Source organism: Nodosilinea sp. LEGE 06152 (genome assembly GCF_015207525.1).
In the GTDB taxonomy this organism is placed as follows: Bacteria; Cyanobacteriota; Cyanobacteriia; order Phormidesmidales; family Phormidesmidaceae; genus Nodosilinea.
Genome location: NZ_JADEWR010000002.1, coordinates 68,834 through 84,475, shown reverse-complemented (window position 1 = coordinate 84,475; position 15,642 = coordinate 68,834). Strand labels below are relative to the sequence as shown.

Annotated in this window: 13 protein-coding genes; 3 read left to right on the top strand and 10 right to left on the bottom strand. The window is 56.6% G+C overall.

Annotated elements, in window-relative coordinates; translation table 11 throughout:
• Positions 1–16: 16 nt before the first annotated feature.
• From purD to IQ265_RS02835, 7 genes are all read right to left on the bottom strand, one after another.
• Positions 17–1,291 carry a phosphoribosylamine--glycine ligase gene (gene purD, locus IQ265_RS02865; RefSeq protein ID WP_194050700.1) on the bottom strand — a complete coding sequence of 425 codons (1,275 nt, stop codon included), beginning with the start codon at positions 1,289–1,291 and terminating at the stop codon, positions 17–19.
• Positions 1,292–1,476: 185 nt separating this feature from the next.
• The gene (locus IQ265_RS02860) at positions 1,477–2,718 is read right to left on the bottom strand and encodes a hybrid sensor histidine kinase/response regulator (protein ID WP_194050699.1); all 1,242 of its coding nucleotides are present in this window, start codon (positions 2,716–2,718) and stop codon (positions 1,477–1,479) included.
• A gap of 49 nt (positions 2,719–2,767) precedes the next feature.
• Positions 2,768–3,199: a response regulator gene (locus IQ265_RS02855; RefSeq protein WP_194050698.1), complete on the bottom strand. Its 432-nt coding sequence runs from the start codon at positions 3,197–3,199 to the stop codon at positions 2,768–2,770.
• 247 nt (positions 3,200–3,446) lie between these two features.
• Complete coding sequence (locus IQ265_RS02850; RefSeq protein WP_194050697.1) at positions 3,447–4,580, bottom strand: DUF3326 domain-containing protein; 1,134 nt, start codon at positions 4,578–4,580, stop codon at positions 3,447–3,449.
• A 2-nt stretch (positions 4,581–4,582) separates the two neighbouring features.
• A complete protein-coding gene (locus IQ265_RS02845; protein ID WP_194050696.1) occupies positions 4,583–4,771 on the bottom strand; it encodes a hypothetical protein in 189 nt (62 codons plus the stop codon).
• 172 nt (positions 4,772–4,943) lie between these two features.
• Complete coding sequence (locus tag IQ265_RS02840; RefSeq protein WP_194050695.1) at positions 4,944–5,261, bottom strand: 2Fe-2S iron-sulfur cluster-binding protein; 318 nt, start codon at positions 5,259–5,261, stop codon at positions 4,944–4,946.
• 146 nt (positions 5,262–5,407) lie between these two features.
• Entirely contained in the window at positions 5,408–5,581 is a 174-nt protein-coding gene (locus tag IQ265_RS02835) for a hypothetical protein (protein ID WP_194050694.1), read from the bottom strand.
• A gap of 300 nt (positions 5,582–5,881) precedes the next feature.
• Here IQ265_RS02835 and IQ265_RS02830 point away from each other — a divergent pair, with 300 nt between their 5' ends.
• The 3 genes from IQ265_RS02830 (at position 5,882) to IQ265_RS02820 (ending at position 9,884) form a co-directional block, all read left to right on the top strand.
• The gene (locus IQ265_RS02830) at positions 5,882–6,103 is read left to right on the top strand and encodes a hypothetical protein (RefSeq protein ID WP_194050693.1); all 222 of its coding nucleotides are present in this window, start codon (positions 5,882–5,884) and stop codon (positions 6,101–6,103) included.
• Between the two features lie 110 nt (positions 6,104–6,213).
• Complete coding sequence (locus IQ265_RS02825; RefSeq protein ID WP_194050692.1) at positions 6,214–8,811, top strand: chloride channel protein; 2,598 nt, start codon at positions 6,214–6,216, stop codon at positions 8,809–8,811.
• 446 nt (positions 8,812–9,257) lie between these two features.
• Positions 9,258–9,884, top strand: a complete 627-nt coding sequence (locus tag IQ265_RS02820) for a PTPA-CTERM sorting domain-containing protein (protein ID WP_194050691.1) — start codon at positions 9,258–9,260, stop codon at positions 9,882–9,884.
• Between the two features lie 622 nt (positions 9,885–10,506).
• On the opposite strand, the gene IQ265_RS02815 is transcribed toward IQ265_RS02820, so the two are convergent.
• The 3 genes from IQ265_RS02815 to IQ265_RS02805 all read right to left on the bottom strand — a co-directional run bounded on the left by IQ265_RS02815 (position 10,507) and on the right by IQ265_RS02805 (position 15,239).
• Complete coding sequence (locus IQ265_RS02815; RefSeq protein ID WP_194050690.1) at positions 10,507–11,154, bottom strand: PTPA-CTERM sorting domain-containing protein; 648 nt, start codon at positions 11,152–11,154, stop codon at positions 10,507–10,509.
• Positions 11,155–11,429: 275 nt separating this feature from the next.
• Complete coding sequence (locus tag IQ265_RS02810; RefSeq protein ID WP_194050689.1) at positions 11,430–13,577, bottom strand: polysaccharide biosynthesis tyrosine autokinase; 2,148 nt, start codon at positions 13,575–13,577, stop codon at positions 11,430–11,432.
• Positions 13,578–13,724: 147 nt separating this feature from the next.
• Positions 13,725–15,239: an SLBB domain-containing protein gene (locus IQ265_RS02805; protein WP_194050688.1), complete on the bottom strand. Its 1,515-nt coding sequence runs from the start codon at positions 15,237–15,239 to the stop codon at positions 13,725–13,727.
• Positions 15,240–15,642: the final 403 nt, after the last annotated feature.

Here is a 15,642-nt window from a genome sequence, read left to right as displayed (position 1 = left end):
GCATTTCCTCATCCCCTCATCTCCCCATCACCCGGTAACCGATGTCGCGGCGGTAGACCATATTCTCAAAGCAGATTTTGTCCACCGCTTCGTAGGCATTGGCGATCGCCGCCTCGAAGGTGTCGCCCAGTCCCGTGACCCCCAGCACGCGCCCGCCATCGGCCACAATGCTGTCGCCCTTGCGGCGGGTACCGGCGTGGAACACCAGCGCTCCGGTGGCGGCAGCTTCCTCAAACCCAAAGATCTCCATGCCCTTGGGGTAGGTGTCGGGGTAGCCCTCGGCGGCCACCACCACGCAGGCGGCGGCTCCTGGCTTCCACTGGAGTTCTAGTTCATCGAGCCGCCCCTCAATGCAGGCCAGGATCACCTCGTCTAGGGGCGTTTCGAGCAGGGGCAGCACCGCCTGGGTTTCAGGGTCGCCAAAGCGACAGTTGAACTCCACCACCTTGGGATCGCCTGTGGGGGTAATCATTAGCCCGGCGTAGAGCACGCCGCGATAGTCAATGCCCCGGCGGCGCAGGGTGGCGATCACAGGCTCTAGCACCTCGCTCTGCACCCGCGCCATGATCTCCGGCGTAACTACTGGAGTGGGTGCGTAGGCCCCCATGCCGCCGGTATTTGGCCCGGTATCGCCCTCGCCGATGGCTTTGTGATCCTGGGCGGGCACCAGGGGGCGAATGGTTTGCCCGTCGGTGACGGCCAGCACCGAGGCCTCCTGCCCGGTCATACATTCTTCGATGACCACCTGGTGGCCGGCGTCGCCAAACCGACCGCTAAAGGCATCGCGCACCGCCTGACTGGCTTCTTCCAGGGTTTGCGCTACGGTAACGCCTTTGCCCGCCGCCAGCCCATCGGCCTTCACCACAATGGGGGCACCCTGCTGCTTTAGGTAAGCTAGAGCCGCCGCTTCGTCGGTAAAAACCTCTGCCCTGGCAGTGGGAATGCCTGCCTCTACCATCAGGGCCTTGGCCCAGGCTTTGCTGGCCTCAATCTGGGCTCCGGCCTGGGTGGGGCCAAATACCTTGAGCCCCTGTTTTTGCAGGTAGTCGGTAATGCCGTTCGCCAGGGGCTGCTCGGGGCCAACTACCACTAGCTCCAGGTTGTTGACCAGAGCAAAGCGCGCGATACCCTCAAAGGCGTCGGTGTTCATGGCCAGGTTGCGGCAGTGGGGTAGGGTGGCGGTGCCGCCGTTGCCGGGCACGCAGACCACCTCCGTAATGCGGGGCGATTGCAGTAGCGACCAGGCCAGGGTATGTTCACGGCCACCGTTGCCGACCACAAGAGCTTTCACAGGCAGTTTTCCAAGAAATGCGCCCTTCATTTTCCCACGTTGCCAGCTAAAACCACAGGCAAATTGCTGAAGTTTGTGAAGGCTACATCTTGACCGCCGCTGTCGGTCACTAAAGGGTGAAGATGCGACCCCGATGGCGGAGCCTGGGGCAACGACGCTGCTGACTGGGCGCGGCGGTGGGTTGGCTACCAAACTTCAATGCCAAAGGTCTCGCTTGAAGGCAGTGCGGCAATCTGTCGGGGTAGGGTAACGGTAAAGGTGGTGCCCTGCCCTGGCTCGCTGCTGACGGCCACCGTTCCGCCCATGACCGTGACGAGGGAATGCACGATCGCAAGCCCCAGGCCGGTGCCGGGGCGCTGGCGGCGAATGGTTTGATCGACCTGGCGAAAGGCTTCAAAAATGTGGGGCAGCTGCTCTTTAGCAATGCCAATGCCGGTATCTTCGACGGTGACGGTGATGTCGCTAGGCCCGCTCTCGGTAATGCTGACCCGCACCTGGCCCCGGTCGGTGAACTTGATCGCGTTAGAAACCAGATTGACCAACACCTGGTGCAGGCGATGCTCGTCGTTGATGACGATGGAATCGCTGAGGTTGAGGTCGCTTTTGAGCGTTAGGGTCTTGCCGTCGGCCAGCGATCGCAGGTCCGATAGCGTTGCCTCGACCAGCCTGTGCAGGTCGAGGGAGGTTGGGGTCAACGTCAGCCGCTGGGCCTCTAGCTTCGACAAGTCGAGAATGTCGTTGACCAGACTCAGCAGGTTTTTGCCGTTGGTAAAAATGCGCTTGACCATCTCTGCCTGGTGGGAGGTGAGCGGTCCCTTAGATTGGCTGTCGAGAATCTGCGAGAAGCCCAAAATGGCGTTTAACGGCGTGCGCAGCTCGTGGGACATGGTGGCCAAAAACTCCGACTTCACCCGGTAGGCCTCGATCAGCTTGAAGTTTTGGTCTTCAATGTAGCGGCGCTGATCTTCTAGCTCTTCGTTTTGCTTAGTCAGCAGAATGTTGGTTTGCTGGAGCTGGGCCAGGGCGGAGGCTTCCCGCTGTTCGGCCTCGTAGACCCGCAGGGCATTGCGCAACAGCAGCGCCAGGCGATCGGGAGACACCCGCGTTTTGATCAGGTAGTCGCTGGCTCCGGCCTTCATTAAATCGACGGCAATTTGCTCATCGCCCTGGCCGGTCAGCACCACCAGCGGAATCGTTACCCCCTCGGCGCGCCACTGCCGAATTAGCGATAGCCCGTCCTGCTCGGGCAGGCGATAATCTAAAAAAACACAGTCGTAGGAGGAATGGTTTAGGTGAGCGATCGCCTCTTCGGCGTTGTTAACCTCTGTCACCTGTACCGATAGGTCAGCGCGGTCTAGAGCCCGGCAAATGGCCATGCGATCGACTGCATCATCATCTACCAGCAAAATATCCAGCACTTTACCCATTCGTGTAGCCCCTGTTCCCCCGGCCCACGGCGGCTGCCAATGGGTCTGTCTAAGGAATTTCACACAGTGCCCAGTACTGGTTAAGCGACGCCATCACCTCTGCAAAGGTAGCAAAAGTCACTGGCTTTAAGATATAACCCGCCACATTTAATCGGTAGGCCTCCAGCCGATCCTGGTCGGCATCAGAGGTGGTCAATACCACCACGGGGGTCGATCGCAGCGCAGCATCCTGGCGCAACTCCTGCAGAAATTCTAGCCCGTTCATCATCGGCATATTGATGTCGAGCAGCACCAACCGCCGATGCTCCGGCACAGAGGGAGGCTCGGAGTCGCTGCCGCGCAGCATCGAAAGTGCGTCTAACCCGTTGTTGGCAATGTAGAGAGGGTTATCGATGTGGTTGCGCTTGAAAGCCCGTTGTACGTTCATCACGTCTACTTCGTCATCTTCGACCAGCAAGACGTTGACAGTGCGTTTTGGCATAACGTGATCCTGTGACAACAGCGGAGGCTAGGCCAAGTCAGCTTACCAGGTCGCGATCGCTACAGCCGATTGATGGCATTGACGATAGCAGCAGTAGGCACTATCTAGGCGAGGTGCAGTCCGGGCAGGCTAAAACTGTTGCTTGTTGCTTTTCCAGAATGGGTTAACGCGGTGATTGGGTAACAGCTGACCACTGAATCCCAATCGGCCTCCTCCTGGTTCATTGTAGAAAGCGGGCTTGGGGTTTCTATCTGCCCAAAGGGTGAACCTCCGCAACAGGGTGAAACTCTTTAAGTTGGGGCATTTGGGCCGTTAGCGCCTGGGGGTGAACCCCGGCCCGATGGGCTGCCAGTAGCCCCACCGCCTCCAGGTAAGAGCCCACCCGCACCGCAGAAATACCTAGGGCTTCTGGGCTAACCGCCAGGGCCGTGGTGTTGGCTTCAACGGCGATCGCCAGCGCCCGGCGGCTTAGGCTCAGCAGTGCGCTGCCGCCGCAGGCGCTAGCTGGCACCACAATGGCATCGACCTGGTCGGCCCATAGGGTGGCGCTAGAGCTGGCCCCAAAACCACCTCCAAAACCACTTAACCTGGGGCCAACCACAAACTGCGGTGCCCGGCTCAGCCCGGCCAGCACGCAGGGCAGGAAGGTGTAGCCAATTTCTTCGGCGGCTGACTTGGGCGAAATGGAGGTGTCCAGCGGCAGCGGGCTGAGGGCCGGGGCGTGGGCGCAGGGCAACCCCAGGGTACGCACCACCAGGTGACTGATCACCGCCTCAGCCCCGGCCAGCGGATCTACCCCGTGCCCCTGGCGGTAGTCTTGCAGAGCGTCGGCATCAGTATCGTCAGGGAATCGAGCTACTACGGCGATCGCCTCGGCTCCGGCAGCGCGCGATCGCTCCGCCGCCCGCAGCAGGCTATCGGGCCGCCCAATAGTGCCCCAGGTGGCCCCCGACTCGGCGCGGCGCAGCTCAACCCCCAGGGGTGCATCGGTCACCACGTAGTCGGTCAACTCTAACCCCAGGGTGGCTCGCGTCGCGTCCGCCGCCTGTAGATGCCGCCAGCGCAGGTCGTCTTCAATGGCGGCATCCAGCACCAGGCCAATGCGGTTACGGTGTACCGGGCGCAGCCCCCAGCGCCCCGCCGCAAACTGGTCTAGCCCGTAGCCCTCGACGTAGTAAGCATTGGGCAAGGGCCAGTAGAGTTGCGCCCCATTCATAACATTAGGATGAGTAATCAGGGTGTCGACCACCGAGGCGATCGCTCGCGCCACCGGCAGCGCATCTCCCGCATAACCCCCCACCGCCGCGCCAATGCCCGTGGGCACCACCAGCACCGCAGTGTAGGGACGACTAGTCGCAGCTTGGGGGGCAGCCTGGCTCATAGTTAAGGGTTATAAAGGGTCGTCACCACCGCTTCCACAGTAGCGGTTTGGGTTGCAGCGTTGACCTGAGTGATAGCCCAGCGCAGGGGTTCCCCCCGCTCAGCCAGAGCCGCTTCAATGATGCTGACCAGATCCCCGCCTGTCTTCTCCAGGCTTATGTCGATGGTGATGAAGTGAGTTGCTAACGCCATCAGTTAACCAATCCTGTCGAAACCCTACTCAGCCGAGGTAGAGTGGGCACTGCCCACCGCTGAACAACGCAAGAATGCAACGATCAGGCTTGCCTAAATTGGTAGACCTAGATCGTTAGCCGTACCTCGTTTCCTGAAAACGGTTGGTGGTGGGCAGTGCCCACCCTACGGCTTAGCCCTGGCCGAACTGCTTTTGGTAAACGATGTCTTCTTTTTCGGTCTCCAGCTTGATGTCGGAGCGGGGATAGGCCACACACAGCAGTGCATACCCTTCATTCTGCAGCTCGGTGCTCACCCCCATGCCGTCGCTCTGCTCGACTTCGCCTTCTAGCACCAGCGCCGCGCAGGTGGTACAGACCCCGGCCCCGCAGGAGGTGGGTAGATCTAGCCCTGCCGCCTGAGCCGCCTCTAAAATAGTCTGATCTTCGGGTACGGTAATGGTTTGAGTCGTGCCTTGGTGGTGAACTTCGACGGTGTAGCTGGTGGCCATAGTGAGTCGGGCGGAGTTGAAGTGAGTAGTGGTAATGACAGTGGCAAGTCGAGTTCAGAAGCCTAAGCTGCCCTAGCGGCAAAGCTCACCCCCTGAACCTAAATTTGATCGTCGCGATCCAAATCTCAACCTATCATCTCACTGGGTCATCCCATCGGGAAGGTGCGGTCAAATTCTTCCAGCAGATCGTCCATTTCTTCGATCGCCTGGTTGACGTCAATGCGCAGGGTGCCCAAGTCAGGCTGTTCGAGAAGCTGAATCAGCGCCTCTCGCTTGGAGCGAATCGTGGCAATGCGATCGCGAATCACTTGCAGTTCCATAGCGTTCTCTAAAGACTTCACCGACAGCATAAACAACTTTGCTCTCCCGCGCAGCACCTTGTCAGTGAAGAGCCTGGAGGCCCAGGAATTTTTAGATTTTAGATTTTAGATTTCTTATCCCTACCCAGGGAAAGCCACTCCATGTTTACATCCACCCATCCACSSWTSSWSSYRKSCANSYGCCYACCCWMCSRCYYWSYCCYGSCYSMWCYSCYYKYRKYMWMCRAWRYCYKCYTYTAGGCAGACGGTTTGGCGGCCAATTTCAGTAAATATGCTTAGGTATAGCGTTTCCCTACCGCCATGCTAGACGTCATCAGTTCGACCGTTAGACCCCTGCTGCTCGATGATCAGGTGCTAGAAGTAGCCTACAAGCTCTACATGACGGCCCCTCACTCCTCTTCGCCTGCCATCAGCCTAAAGCGGCTGTCCGATTTGACCGGCAAATCCCCGCTGCGGTGCCGCAATGCCATTGTGGAAGCCAACGGGTTGGGCCGTTTTCCCGACTGTGAGCTGCACCCTTAGGGTTCACGTAGGATGGCTATAGCTGGGTCTATAAATTAGACAAACCTGAAGGGTTACACTTTGGGTTGGCTCAATAACCCACTGTTCTGCCCCCTACTGTTCCTAATCCGATGCTGCACAAACGACTGGAGCCGTTGCTGAGCCGCAAGCGGGTTGCCATCGTTGAGGCCTGCGTGATTGGGCTGGTGTCGGGGCTGGCGGCGGTGCTGCTCAAGCAGGGCGTAGAGCAGCTGGCCCTGTGGCGCACGACGAGCGAGCTGCCGCTGTGGATGGTGCTGCCTGGAATCGGCTTGGTCGGTGGCTGGCTATCGGGTTTTTTGGTAGAGCGACTGGCCCCCGAGGCGTCGGGCAGCGGCATTCCCCAGGTGAAGGCAGCCCTGGGCTTTGCCAAAATTCCGCTAAACCTGCGGGTGGCGCTGGTCAAACTATGTAGCACCCTGCTGGCGCTGGGGTCGGGGCTGTCGCTGGGGCGGCAGGGGCCAACGGTGCAAATTGGGGCGGCGCTGGCGGCGCAGCTCAGCCGCTGGGTGCCCACCTCACCGGAGTATCGGCGACAGCTGATCTCGGCGGGGGCGGCGGCGGGTCTGGCGGCGGGGTTTAATGCCCCGATTGCCGGGGTGCTGTTTGTAGTCGAAGAGCTGCTGCAAGACTTTTCTGACCTCACCTTGGGCAGCGCCATTTTGGCCTCGTTTATTGGGGCGGTGGTGTCGCGGCTGCTGGGTGGCCAGGGGCTAAACCTGGCTATGGACTCCCGGCCCATTAGTCTGTCGGTGCACGACCTGCCCTTTTTGATGATTTTGGGGCTGGCGGCGGGGCTGTTGGGGTCGCTGTTTCGCAGCGGTATTTTTGGCAGTTTGGCCTTTTTTCGGCAGTTTAAGGGGCTGGGGCTGCCGGGGCGCATTGGCCTGGCGGGGTTGGTGACGGGGCTGGTCGGGGTGTTTTTGCCGGTGGCGGCGATCGACAACACCGGCCTGCAGGAGTTTTTGGTTACCGGGTCGGCGGGCTGGCAGCTAATTGCGATCGCCTTCGTGGTCAAGTTTTTGCTTACCCTGCTCGCCTACGGTTCGGGGGCGGCGGGGGGCATTTTTGCGCCATCGCTGGTGCTGGGGGCGGCGCTGGGCTGCCTGGTCAGCTTTTTGGCTCAGGGGTTTTATACCGGCTTTGGAGCCTGGCCCCTGCCCGAGGCCCTGGCCAGCCCTACCACCTACGCCCTGACCGGAATGGGGGCGTTTTTTAGTGCGGTAACCGGGGTACCGATTACCGCCATTGTCATTGTCTTTGAAATGACGGCCAACTTTAACCTGGTGCTGCCCCTGATGATTGGCTCGGGCATTGCCTACTTGATTTCTGACCGCGCCAACAATGGCTCTATTTACAATCGGCTGCTGGCTATGCAGGGCATTCACCTCGAACCTGTGCCCCAGGCCAACAACCCCTGGGCCCACCTCAAGGCTGCCGACCTGATGCAGCGGCGGGTCGAAACCCTCTCTAGCCAGATGACGCTGCCCGAGGTGGTGCAGGCCTTTTCGCGATCGCACCACCGGGGCTTTCCGGTGCTCGACGAGGGGCGGCTGGTGGGCATTGTCACCCAGAGCGACCTCGGCGAAACCGCAGCCCAGGGGCTAGACCAGTACCTCACCCTGGCCGACATTATGACCCCTCACCCGGTGACGGTGGCCCCCGACGCTACCCTGCCCCGGGTGCTGCACCTGCTCAACCGCCTAAAGCTCAGCCGTTTGCCCGTCACTGAGGGCAATAAGCTAGTGGGCATCATTACCCGCGCCGATATCATTCGCGCCGAGTCTGACCAGGTCAGCGGCGATCAGCTCGAACTTGGCCCCCAGGCCGAACCCTCCTATGTGGTGCTACAGCAGCGCGCCCCCGCCACCGGCCAGGGACGACTGCTGGTGCCCCTGGCCGACCCCCGCACCGCGCCCGATTTGATTAAGATTGCGGCGGCGATCGCCCACGGCCTGCACTACGAGCTAGAGTGCGTCCACGTGGTATCGGTGCCCCGCAGCGTTGCCCCCGCCGAGGCCAACGTCGATTTGCATAAGGTCGAGCCCCTGCGCCAGCTGGCTATATCCTATGCCGAAAATAGTGGCCTGTCGGTGCACTTTCAGGTGCGTGCCGCCCACGAAATTGGCCGCACCCTGCTGGAGGTAATTAAACATCGCCACATCGATCTGGTGCTGATGGGCTGGCACCACCCCACCCTCACCCCCGGCCGCGTTATCAGCGGTGTGGTCGATACCCTCATTCGTCAGGCCCCCTGCCAGGTGGTGGTGGTGCGCCCTGGCCGCAACCTCACCTTCGATCGCTGGCTGATACCCACCGCAGGCGGCCCCAACGCCCAGAGTGCTCAAGCCCTGCTGCCGGGTCTGCTCACCCTGGGCCACGCTCCCGAAATTCAGCTCTGCACCATCTGCCACCCCGAAAAGGGCGAGTGTCTAACCCTCCAGCACCTGTCAGAGATGGCCGACGGGTTAGAGACCACGCTCAAACGCCCGGTCTACACCCAGGTGCTCACCCACCCCTCGGTATCTGCAGCCGTTATCGATATGGCTCGCCTGTGCCGCACCGACGCCATTTTGCTCGGGGCCTCGCGGGAAAACCTCCTCAGCCAGGTGATCAAGGGCAACGTGCCCCTTGAGATTGCCCAGAATACGGACGTCACCATCATTCTCCTGCGTCAGGTAGCTAAATAACGCCGCTGAACAACTACCACCTGACTCCACGAAATGGGCTACGGTTCCCGGCTGTTAGCAAGGCTTAAAGAAGCGCTTACCGGACGCGGGTGACGGTAAGCGCTTGATGAACTGTGCGTCAATCGTGCATCCATTTAGATCTCAAATGCCTCTTTAGCTTTGGGTGCAACACAATTCCCTTGGCTAATAAACAACAGGCCAAGGGCAAAACGTGGCTCACATCTGTCGAGTTTAGGCGCTGCTTTCTCAAATGGAGCTGCCCAATGCGCGAGTTTACCCGATCGGCAGGATGTAACGAGTTTCTGATCTGGAGATTTAGAAACTCTGGTTAGGAAGCAAGACGCCGTGTCTACCCCAGGTGCAACTACCGGCTTGTTAAAAAGCGAGTTTGTGCTCCTAGCCCGACTCGAAGTTGGTATCCATCCAGACCTACAAGGTAGATTCATATGATTCGTTCAAAAGTTCTTGGCCTGAGCGCGGTTGCCGTCTGTTCGGCTATTGCTGTCTCAGCTCCGGCTCAAGCCGCCAGCATTGCTGGCCAAACCCTGAGCTTTAATGGCTCAGTACGGTTAGAAACACCCGGTGCGGCCACCAGCCTACTCAATTTCTCTAGCTTTGGCGACACCAGTTTTGGCACGGCAACCGTTGCTGATGCCGCTGACGATGTGTTTGGCCTGGGCGGAGAAGGCTTTAGTATCGGCGACCTGACGCTGACTAACACCAGCGCCACTACCTGGGAACTAACCACAGGCACCGTTGACAACTGGCTGTCGGGCTTACCCAACGGTCTTGGGTTTACCCTTGAGCGATTTGTGCTGCAAAACGTCAACGTTACCGCAGGGCCAGCTACGGTGCCACTGTATGTGGCCTTTGTCTCGGGCTTTTTCACGCCCTCTGGCCTGGACGGTAGTGGCTCATTGACGTCCCAAGGGCGTCTGATGTTTGGCAGTGGTTCGTCGTTCTCGGCTGATATTACCGCTGTGCCCACTCCGGCTCTACTGCCTGGGCTAGTAGGTTTGGGAGTTGCAGCCCTGCGCAAGCGAGAGCAAGATGGCTCTGAAGAAGATGCTTGATGAGTAGCAGTTTATTCCTTGAGATTTAGGTGATAGATAAGGGGGATTGCCATCTGGTAACCCCCTTTTTCTTGGAAAACCACATATCAAATGGACAATATAAGTAGGTAGACCTAATTCATCGGCATGTTGGCCACGGTACAGCAAGGCTTACAGCGATCCAGGACTACGTTTAATTAGGCGCACCTACTTATTCATCGCTGTTTGGGTGCATTCCAGTTTTGCTGGTGCCTACGCTATCTCACACAAGTAAGAATCTATTCGTAAGCAAGAGGTTCGCCTGCACAGGAACAACAGACCAGATAGCTGTCAGAATGATAACTTTGCAAAATTGGGATGTACTCGTGCAGTCTAAAAGAGTAAGATGCGTCACGCTTTGCCCTGGCAACTTACTGCGAAACGGTCTATTGAGACTTGCTACGTTATGGGGCAGTACTCACTGTCAATTCTGGCTTTATATTGAGGATTTGCGAATAAATTGGGTATTAGATATTCTATTTGCTTGAATTTCTGCATAAAAAAGGTCGCCTGTTAAAGCGACCTTGAGTAAAAAGAACCGGCTAGATACTCAATGCGTTAGTTAGACTTTTGACCGTACTAATCAACGCACTAGTTCAGAAAACTAGACGTTCTCTTCGCTAGCTTCTTCTTGCTTACGGCGTAGGGCCGCAATACCCATGCCAATTAGGCCAGGTAGTAGGGCCGGAGTAGGTACTGCTACAAGAGACAGTGACCAACTGCTATTTGGAATGGTACCGATTTGAGATGTAAATTGCCCTACAGCTGCTACTGTATTGCCATCTCTTGTGAAAAACCCTTCTAATAGAGTAGAGTCACCCGAGTTGGCGTTAAAGATAAACTTTGTCAGCGTAAACTGCACGTCATTAAAACCACCAAGCAAAGGCGGCAAGTTAATGAAGCTGATGAAATTTTCGACTGGTGTCGCTAAAGAGAAAAAACCACCTCCATTGTTAGTCAGGGTCAAGTCTGAAATGAGAGCAAAAGGCCCGACTCCCGCAAAGCTGTCCGTTCCAGCTCCTGCTTCAATACGTTGCGGGTTAAAGAACGAAGGAAAACCAAAGGTTGGAGCACTAAAATTCAACACGCCAGTGCTTTGGTTGAACGCAACTGTTCCGTTGGGCACGGATGAGAAGTTAATGGTGCTACCAACATTGATTGTGGCAGCCTCAACAGGGGCGGGGGCAACTAGTGCGCCTGTAGCTAATGTGCCTGCGATCGCAGCACTTGATACAAATGCCTTAAATGTCATGACTTAAAAACCTACTTAAATTTGCTGAAGTTGGGGCTAAATCTCTCAGGCCTAATCTTTGAAGCTGTCTGATCAGAAACTGAATCAGAGCAAGAGTAGGTACACCACAGGTAGATTAGACAGCAAATGCACAGAACACTTTTTATCATCAACTCTTTCAGTTATAAGCAATTACGCTAGGGGTGACTACAACTGACCAGAAAGCTTTATGGTTTCTACAAACTTTGTTCAGTGAATGTTCGTATACAAGCTTAGACCACTACACGTGCTATTGCCTAGACAGGTAGTAGAGCTAGCTTGTTAGCTGCCTCTTTAGCAATTAGACCAATCAGCGGAATCTTTGAAATCCAGAGTTTTTCAAGCGCCTGCTCTAGCTGGGCAGTCTTCACCGTACCTAGGTGCGAAACCAGCACCATACCGCTGCTCTCTGCCGATAGCAGGGCAGCATCGGCGTACTCAGCAAACGGTGGTGAGTCATAGATGACCAGGTCAAAGTACGACTCGGTCTTGGCAACAAACTGCTTCATTTTTGTTGACGACAGCAAGCGGGCTGGGTCAACATCGGTGGTGCCGGTGGTGAGCACAAATAAGTTGGGCTCGGTAGGCGATCGCTTGATCACGTTCTTTAAATCCAGCTCGCCAGCCAAGATGTTGGCAAAGCCCTGCTGGTTTGGTAACTCTAGAAAGTTGTGCAGGTGCGGAAAGCGAAAATCGGCATCAATTAGCAGCACCCGGTTGCCTAGTTCTGCGGCGGCCCAGGCTAAATAGGCTGCGGTAGTCGAGTCGGCCAGCTGGTTGTCGGCGGAGCTGATTACGATTGACCTGAGCGGGCGATCGGCATCGAGCCGCTGCAGGTTGGCTACCAGCGATCGAAATGCCTCGCGGTACGTGTAGAGATCCTCTATGGGCAATTCTCCCTTCTTAGGCCCTTTGCCGTTCAACATCTCATCGACTGTTTGATATAGAGCCAGCAAATGCTGCTCGTCGTACCCCTGCTCCACCGCTCCGTTGTGGGGAATTAACCCCAAAATAGGCACCGGAGTTACCCGCTTTAGATCGCGAGCGGTGTAGAGTACATCTTTTTGTGAGTCGAGGGCTAGCGCCAAACCAACCCCCAACAAAAGCCCTAGCAGCCCCCCCAGCACCAAATTGTTTGTTAGGTTAGCGACATCGGTCGCTACCGCAGCAGGGGTAATTAACTCCCAGGGCAGCTCGCGCTGGGCCGCCTCAATCTGTAAGGTTTCACGGCGCTGTAGCAGCTGGCTCAGATTGGTATTGGCAATGGTCAGCTCTCTCTCAAGATCAGTAAACTCACGCGTTACCCCGGCTAGCTGACCCACATCCACATTAAGATTGGCCAGTGTAGAGGCCAAAGCTGCCTCGCGGGAGGCTAACACATTTATATTGCCCATCAGCTCTTGCTGAGCATTGGCACCTTCGCGAGCCATAAGTGCCAGCAGATTTTGGCGCTGCTCTTGCAGCACCTGCATATCGTCACTGGTGTTGCGAAAAATGGTAGAAGCCTGGGCAATTTGGCTGTCTAGGGCTAGCAGCTGTTCTACCAATGCCTGGTAGCGACTGTTGCTGCTCAGCACTGAGGATACTGACGCATCTTGAGGTCGCTGGGTAAGCTGGCGTTGTAGCTCTTCGTAAAGGGTAAGGTTTTCTTCAAGCTCAACCAGCACCGCCCGGTACTCATTCTCAAAGGCCGCAATTTGACTTGATAGCTTGTTGCCCTCAGCATCAGGAGTGATGAGATTAGAACCCTGACGCAGATTTTGCAGATTGACCTGGAGCTCATCGACCCGGTCGCGAGCATCAGGTATTTTGTCGTCTAAAAAGTTGAGCCCCTGCTGCAGGTCACGCTGGCGTGAGGCTAGCCCATAATCTAGAAATGTTTGGGCAATTAAATTGGCTATATACTCTACATTTTGGGATGAATCGCCTCGGTATACCGCCTGAAAAATTCTAGAGTCTTTAGTTAGCTGAACCCCTAATCGACTTTTGATACGGCTGTAGCAAATGCTGTTTAGTTCTTCTTCAGAGAGGCCCGTTGTGGCGGCTTGGTTTGGAGGAACGCAGCCCTCTAATCCTTTAGCGCGCAGATCTGCGACCACAGGTTGCAGTACCCCAGGGCTGGTTAAAATTTTGGTTTGGTCAGCTAAGGTTAGCTCTCTCTCCTGCTGATTTACAGGCACTTCAGACAGTGAAGAGATCACCTCAGTCTCAGCACTTTGGGGCTGAATCAAAATTTCAAAAGCTGCAGAGTAAGTGGGTGGGCTAAGATAAGCACGCACTCCAGCGGCGGCGGTTATAGTCGCTGTTACTCCTGCAATTAGCCAAAGCCGACGTTTGAGGGTAGACAGCAGGCTGCCCAGATCTAGACCTCCCTCGCTGGTACTAGAGTCTGTGGCCATTGCCATGGGCTGCGGGGGGGAAGGTTGGAGGGTTTGAGCTTTCATCCCTGATTCCTAAATAGATAGTAGTGTGAGCGGTGAAGAGGTGCTCCATTAGCCAAACGTGCGCTCCATGTTGGGCCAAGGGCAGGATGAGTCGCTGCTCCAAAAGCCTTAGTCAAATAAGTTGAAGAGACGAAAGGGCGCAGACAAAATGTTGAGGAAATTGGCAAGCGGGTTGGCTACGCTGCCCAAGTTGTCCGAAAATGCGGCCAACCCCGAGCGTCCAACAATAATAATGTCGTTGTTTTGCAGGGTGGGGTTGTCGGCATCGCTAATACCCTGGGCAAAGTCAATGCTAATTTCTCGTTGGGTAACGGTGCCGTCTGGGTTAAGACGCACCAACCCCACCGAAGTTGCTCGGGCTCGAGTATTGAATCCGCCTGCAGCCAAAATGCCCTGGTTGAGGGGTGTATTGGGAGGTACCTCTACTAGCCCAGCATTGCGAACTTCGCCCACTACATTGATCCGAATTGTATCGGGCGCAAAGCTCGATTCGGCCAATCGTGAGGATTCTGCTGCACCCACCGCTGCTGTTGCCGTGGGAATAAACACCGTATCGCCCTCCTGCAGGAGTGCATTTTGCTGAGTCGCCCCTATCTCTAGCAGGCTCCACAGATCAACGCTAAAGACCTGCTCGCCGCCGCTGCGGGTAAGACGCCGCACCTGCACCTGGCGAATATTGGCCATTGGTTTGATGCCCCCCGCAATTTGAATGGCATCGGTTACCTTTTGGGCATTACCCCCGGCCCTGTTGCCGCCTTCTCCCCCTGGCACCCCCGCATTGCCAGTGCGCGTGACGCCGCCCTGGAGTGTGTACGGCCCAGGGCGAAAGACTTCGCCAACTACCGCAATATTGATCGGTGCGGTAGTGGCGGGCGCAATGCCAGCTTCAGCCAACAGCTGAGCTTCTTCGAGGGGCACCAGGGTAGAAGGAATAAAAATGCTGTCGCCGTCGCGTAGGGTAACGTCTTGGTTCAGGTTGCCGCTACTGATCAGGTCCCACAGGTTGACGCTAAACATTTGGGGCTGCCCATTGCGAAACCGCTGCACCTGTACTTCTCGCAGGTTGGCGCTGCGGGTAATGCCGCCAGCCTGGGTGAGTAGTTGAGTTAGCTTTGGAAAGGTCGTACCCTCATTGCTCAGGGTATAAGAACCGGGGCGGTTTATCTCTCCAGCAACGCCGACGACTAGGGGACGGCGGGTCAGCAGGTTGAAGGTAACTCCGGGACGCCGCAGGTACTGGTTGTAGCGGGCCGTAACTCGCTCTCTAGCTGCCTCTAGGGTAAGCCCCTGTACGTTGATATCGCCCACCAGCGGCAGGGACAGGGTGCCATCAATCTGCACTTCAAACTCCCCGCTGTACTGGGGAAGTTGAAAGAGGACCATCTGCACGCGATCGCCCGCCCCCAACGTATAGGGCTCATTGGCTGCGGGGGCAGAGAGACGAGGAGCCGGTGTTGCTGCTGGCTGCCTCGACTGCACTGGCTCGGCTAGAGGTACAGAGGGCGAACTGCCTCCCGGCATGCGCTGAGCCTGGGATTTACTGGGATACAGGCTATCGATGCCAACGAACAGTAGCCCTGCTGTCAGAGCTAAGCCTAGACGGTGTTTCAGCGCTTTGGACATGAATAGACTCCACTTCTCTAGTAAATGGCCCTGCGTCTATCTACTATCCGTGGGTCGCGCCGTGAATCCGAACGGTTTTGGAAGGAAACTGTAATTTTCCTGATCCTTTCACACAACTTTCGTATATAGTGACAAGCTGCCAAGATAAGTTGAAGTAGAATGCGTATTTTCACTGGTCACGCAAAAGTGTGTCACCTTAATTTACATACGTGCTAGTGTTTAACGGTGCATTACCGCAAGTGCCTTAGGCTATTCCCTCCAGTACTGGTTTGGGGCACTGTCAGCCACACGTAGGGTTAGGGTAAACGATTGAGATAGTTGGCTTAGAACTATTTTCACGGCATCTTTTTGAGCTACCCTACCAGCCTAAAACCTTAGGTTGTTTAACGCGAGAAGTATCTAG

Excerpts from the sequence above, each read along its gene's own strand:
- IQ265_RS02860 (WP_194050699.1), bottom strand. The coding sequence starts at position 2,718 with ATGGGTAAAGTGCTGGATATTTTGCTGGTAGATGATGATGCAGTCGAT.
- IQ265_RS02855 (WP_194050698.1), bottom strand. The coding sequence starts at position 3,199 with ATGCCAAAACGCACTGTCAACGTCTTGCTGGTCGAAGATGACGAAGTA.
- IQ265_RS02850 (WP_194050697.1), bottom strand. The coding sequence starts at position 4,580 with ATGAGCCAGGCTGCCCCCCAAGCTGCGACTAGTCGTCCCTACACTGCG.
- IQ265_RS02845 (WP_194050696.1), bottom strand. The coding sequence starts at position 4,771 with ATGGCGTTAGCAACTCACTTCATCACCATCGACATAAGCCTGGAGAAG.
- IQ265_RS02840 (WP_194050695.1), bottom strand. The coding sequence starts at position 5,261 with ATGGCCACCAGCTACACCGTCGAAGTTCACCACCAAGGCACGACTCAA.
- IQ265_RS02835 (WP_194050694.1), bottom strand. The coding sequence starts at position 5,581 with ATGGAACTGCAAGTGATTCGCGATCGCATTGCCACGATTCGCTCCAAG.
- IQ265_RS02830 (WP_194050693.1), top strand. The coding sequence starts at position 5,882 with ATGCTAGACGTCATCAGTTCGACCGTTAGACCCCTGCTGCTCGATGAT.
- IQ265_RS02825 (WP_194050692.1), top strand. The coding sequence starts at position 6,214 with ATGCTGCACAAACGACTGGAGCCGTTGCTGAGCCGCAAGCGGGTTGCC.
- IQ265_RS02820 (WP_194050691.1), top strand. The coding sequence starts at position 9,258 with ATGATTCGTTCAAAAGTTCTTGGCCTGAGCGCGGTTGCCGTCTGTTCG.
- IQ265_RS02815 (WP_194050690.1), bottom strand. The coding sequence starts at position 11,154 with ATGACATTTAAGGCATTTGTATCAAGTGCTGCGATCGCAGGCACATTA.
- IQ265_RS02810 (WP_194050689.1), bottom strand. The coding sequence starts at position 13,577 with ATGGCAATGGCCACAGACTCTAGTACCAGCGAGGGAGGTCTAGATCTG.
- IQ265_RS02805 (WP_194050688.1), bottom strand. The coding sequence starts at position 15,239 with ATGTCCAAAGCGCTGAAACACCGTCTAGGCTTAGCTCTGACAGCAGGG.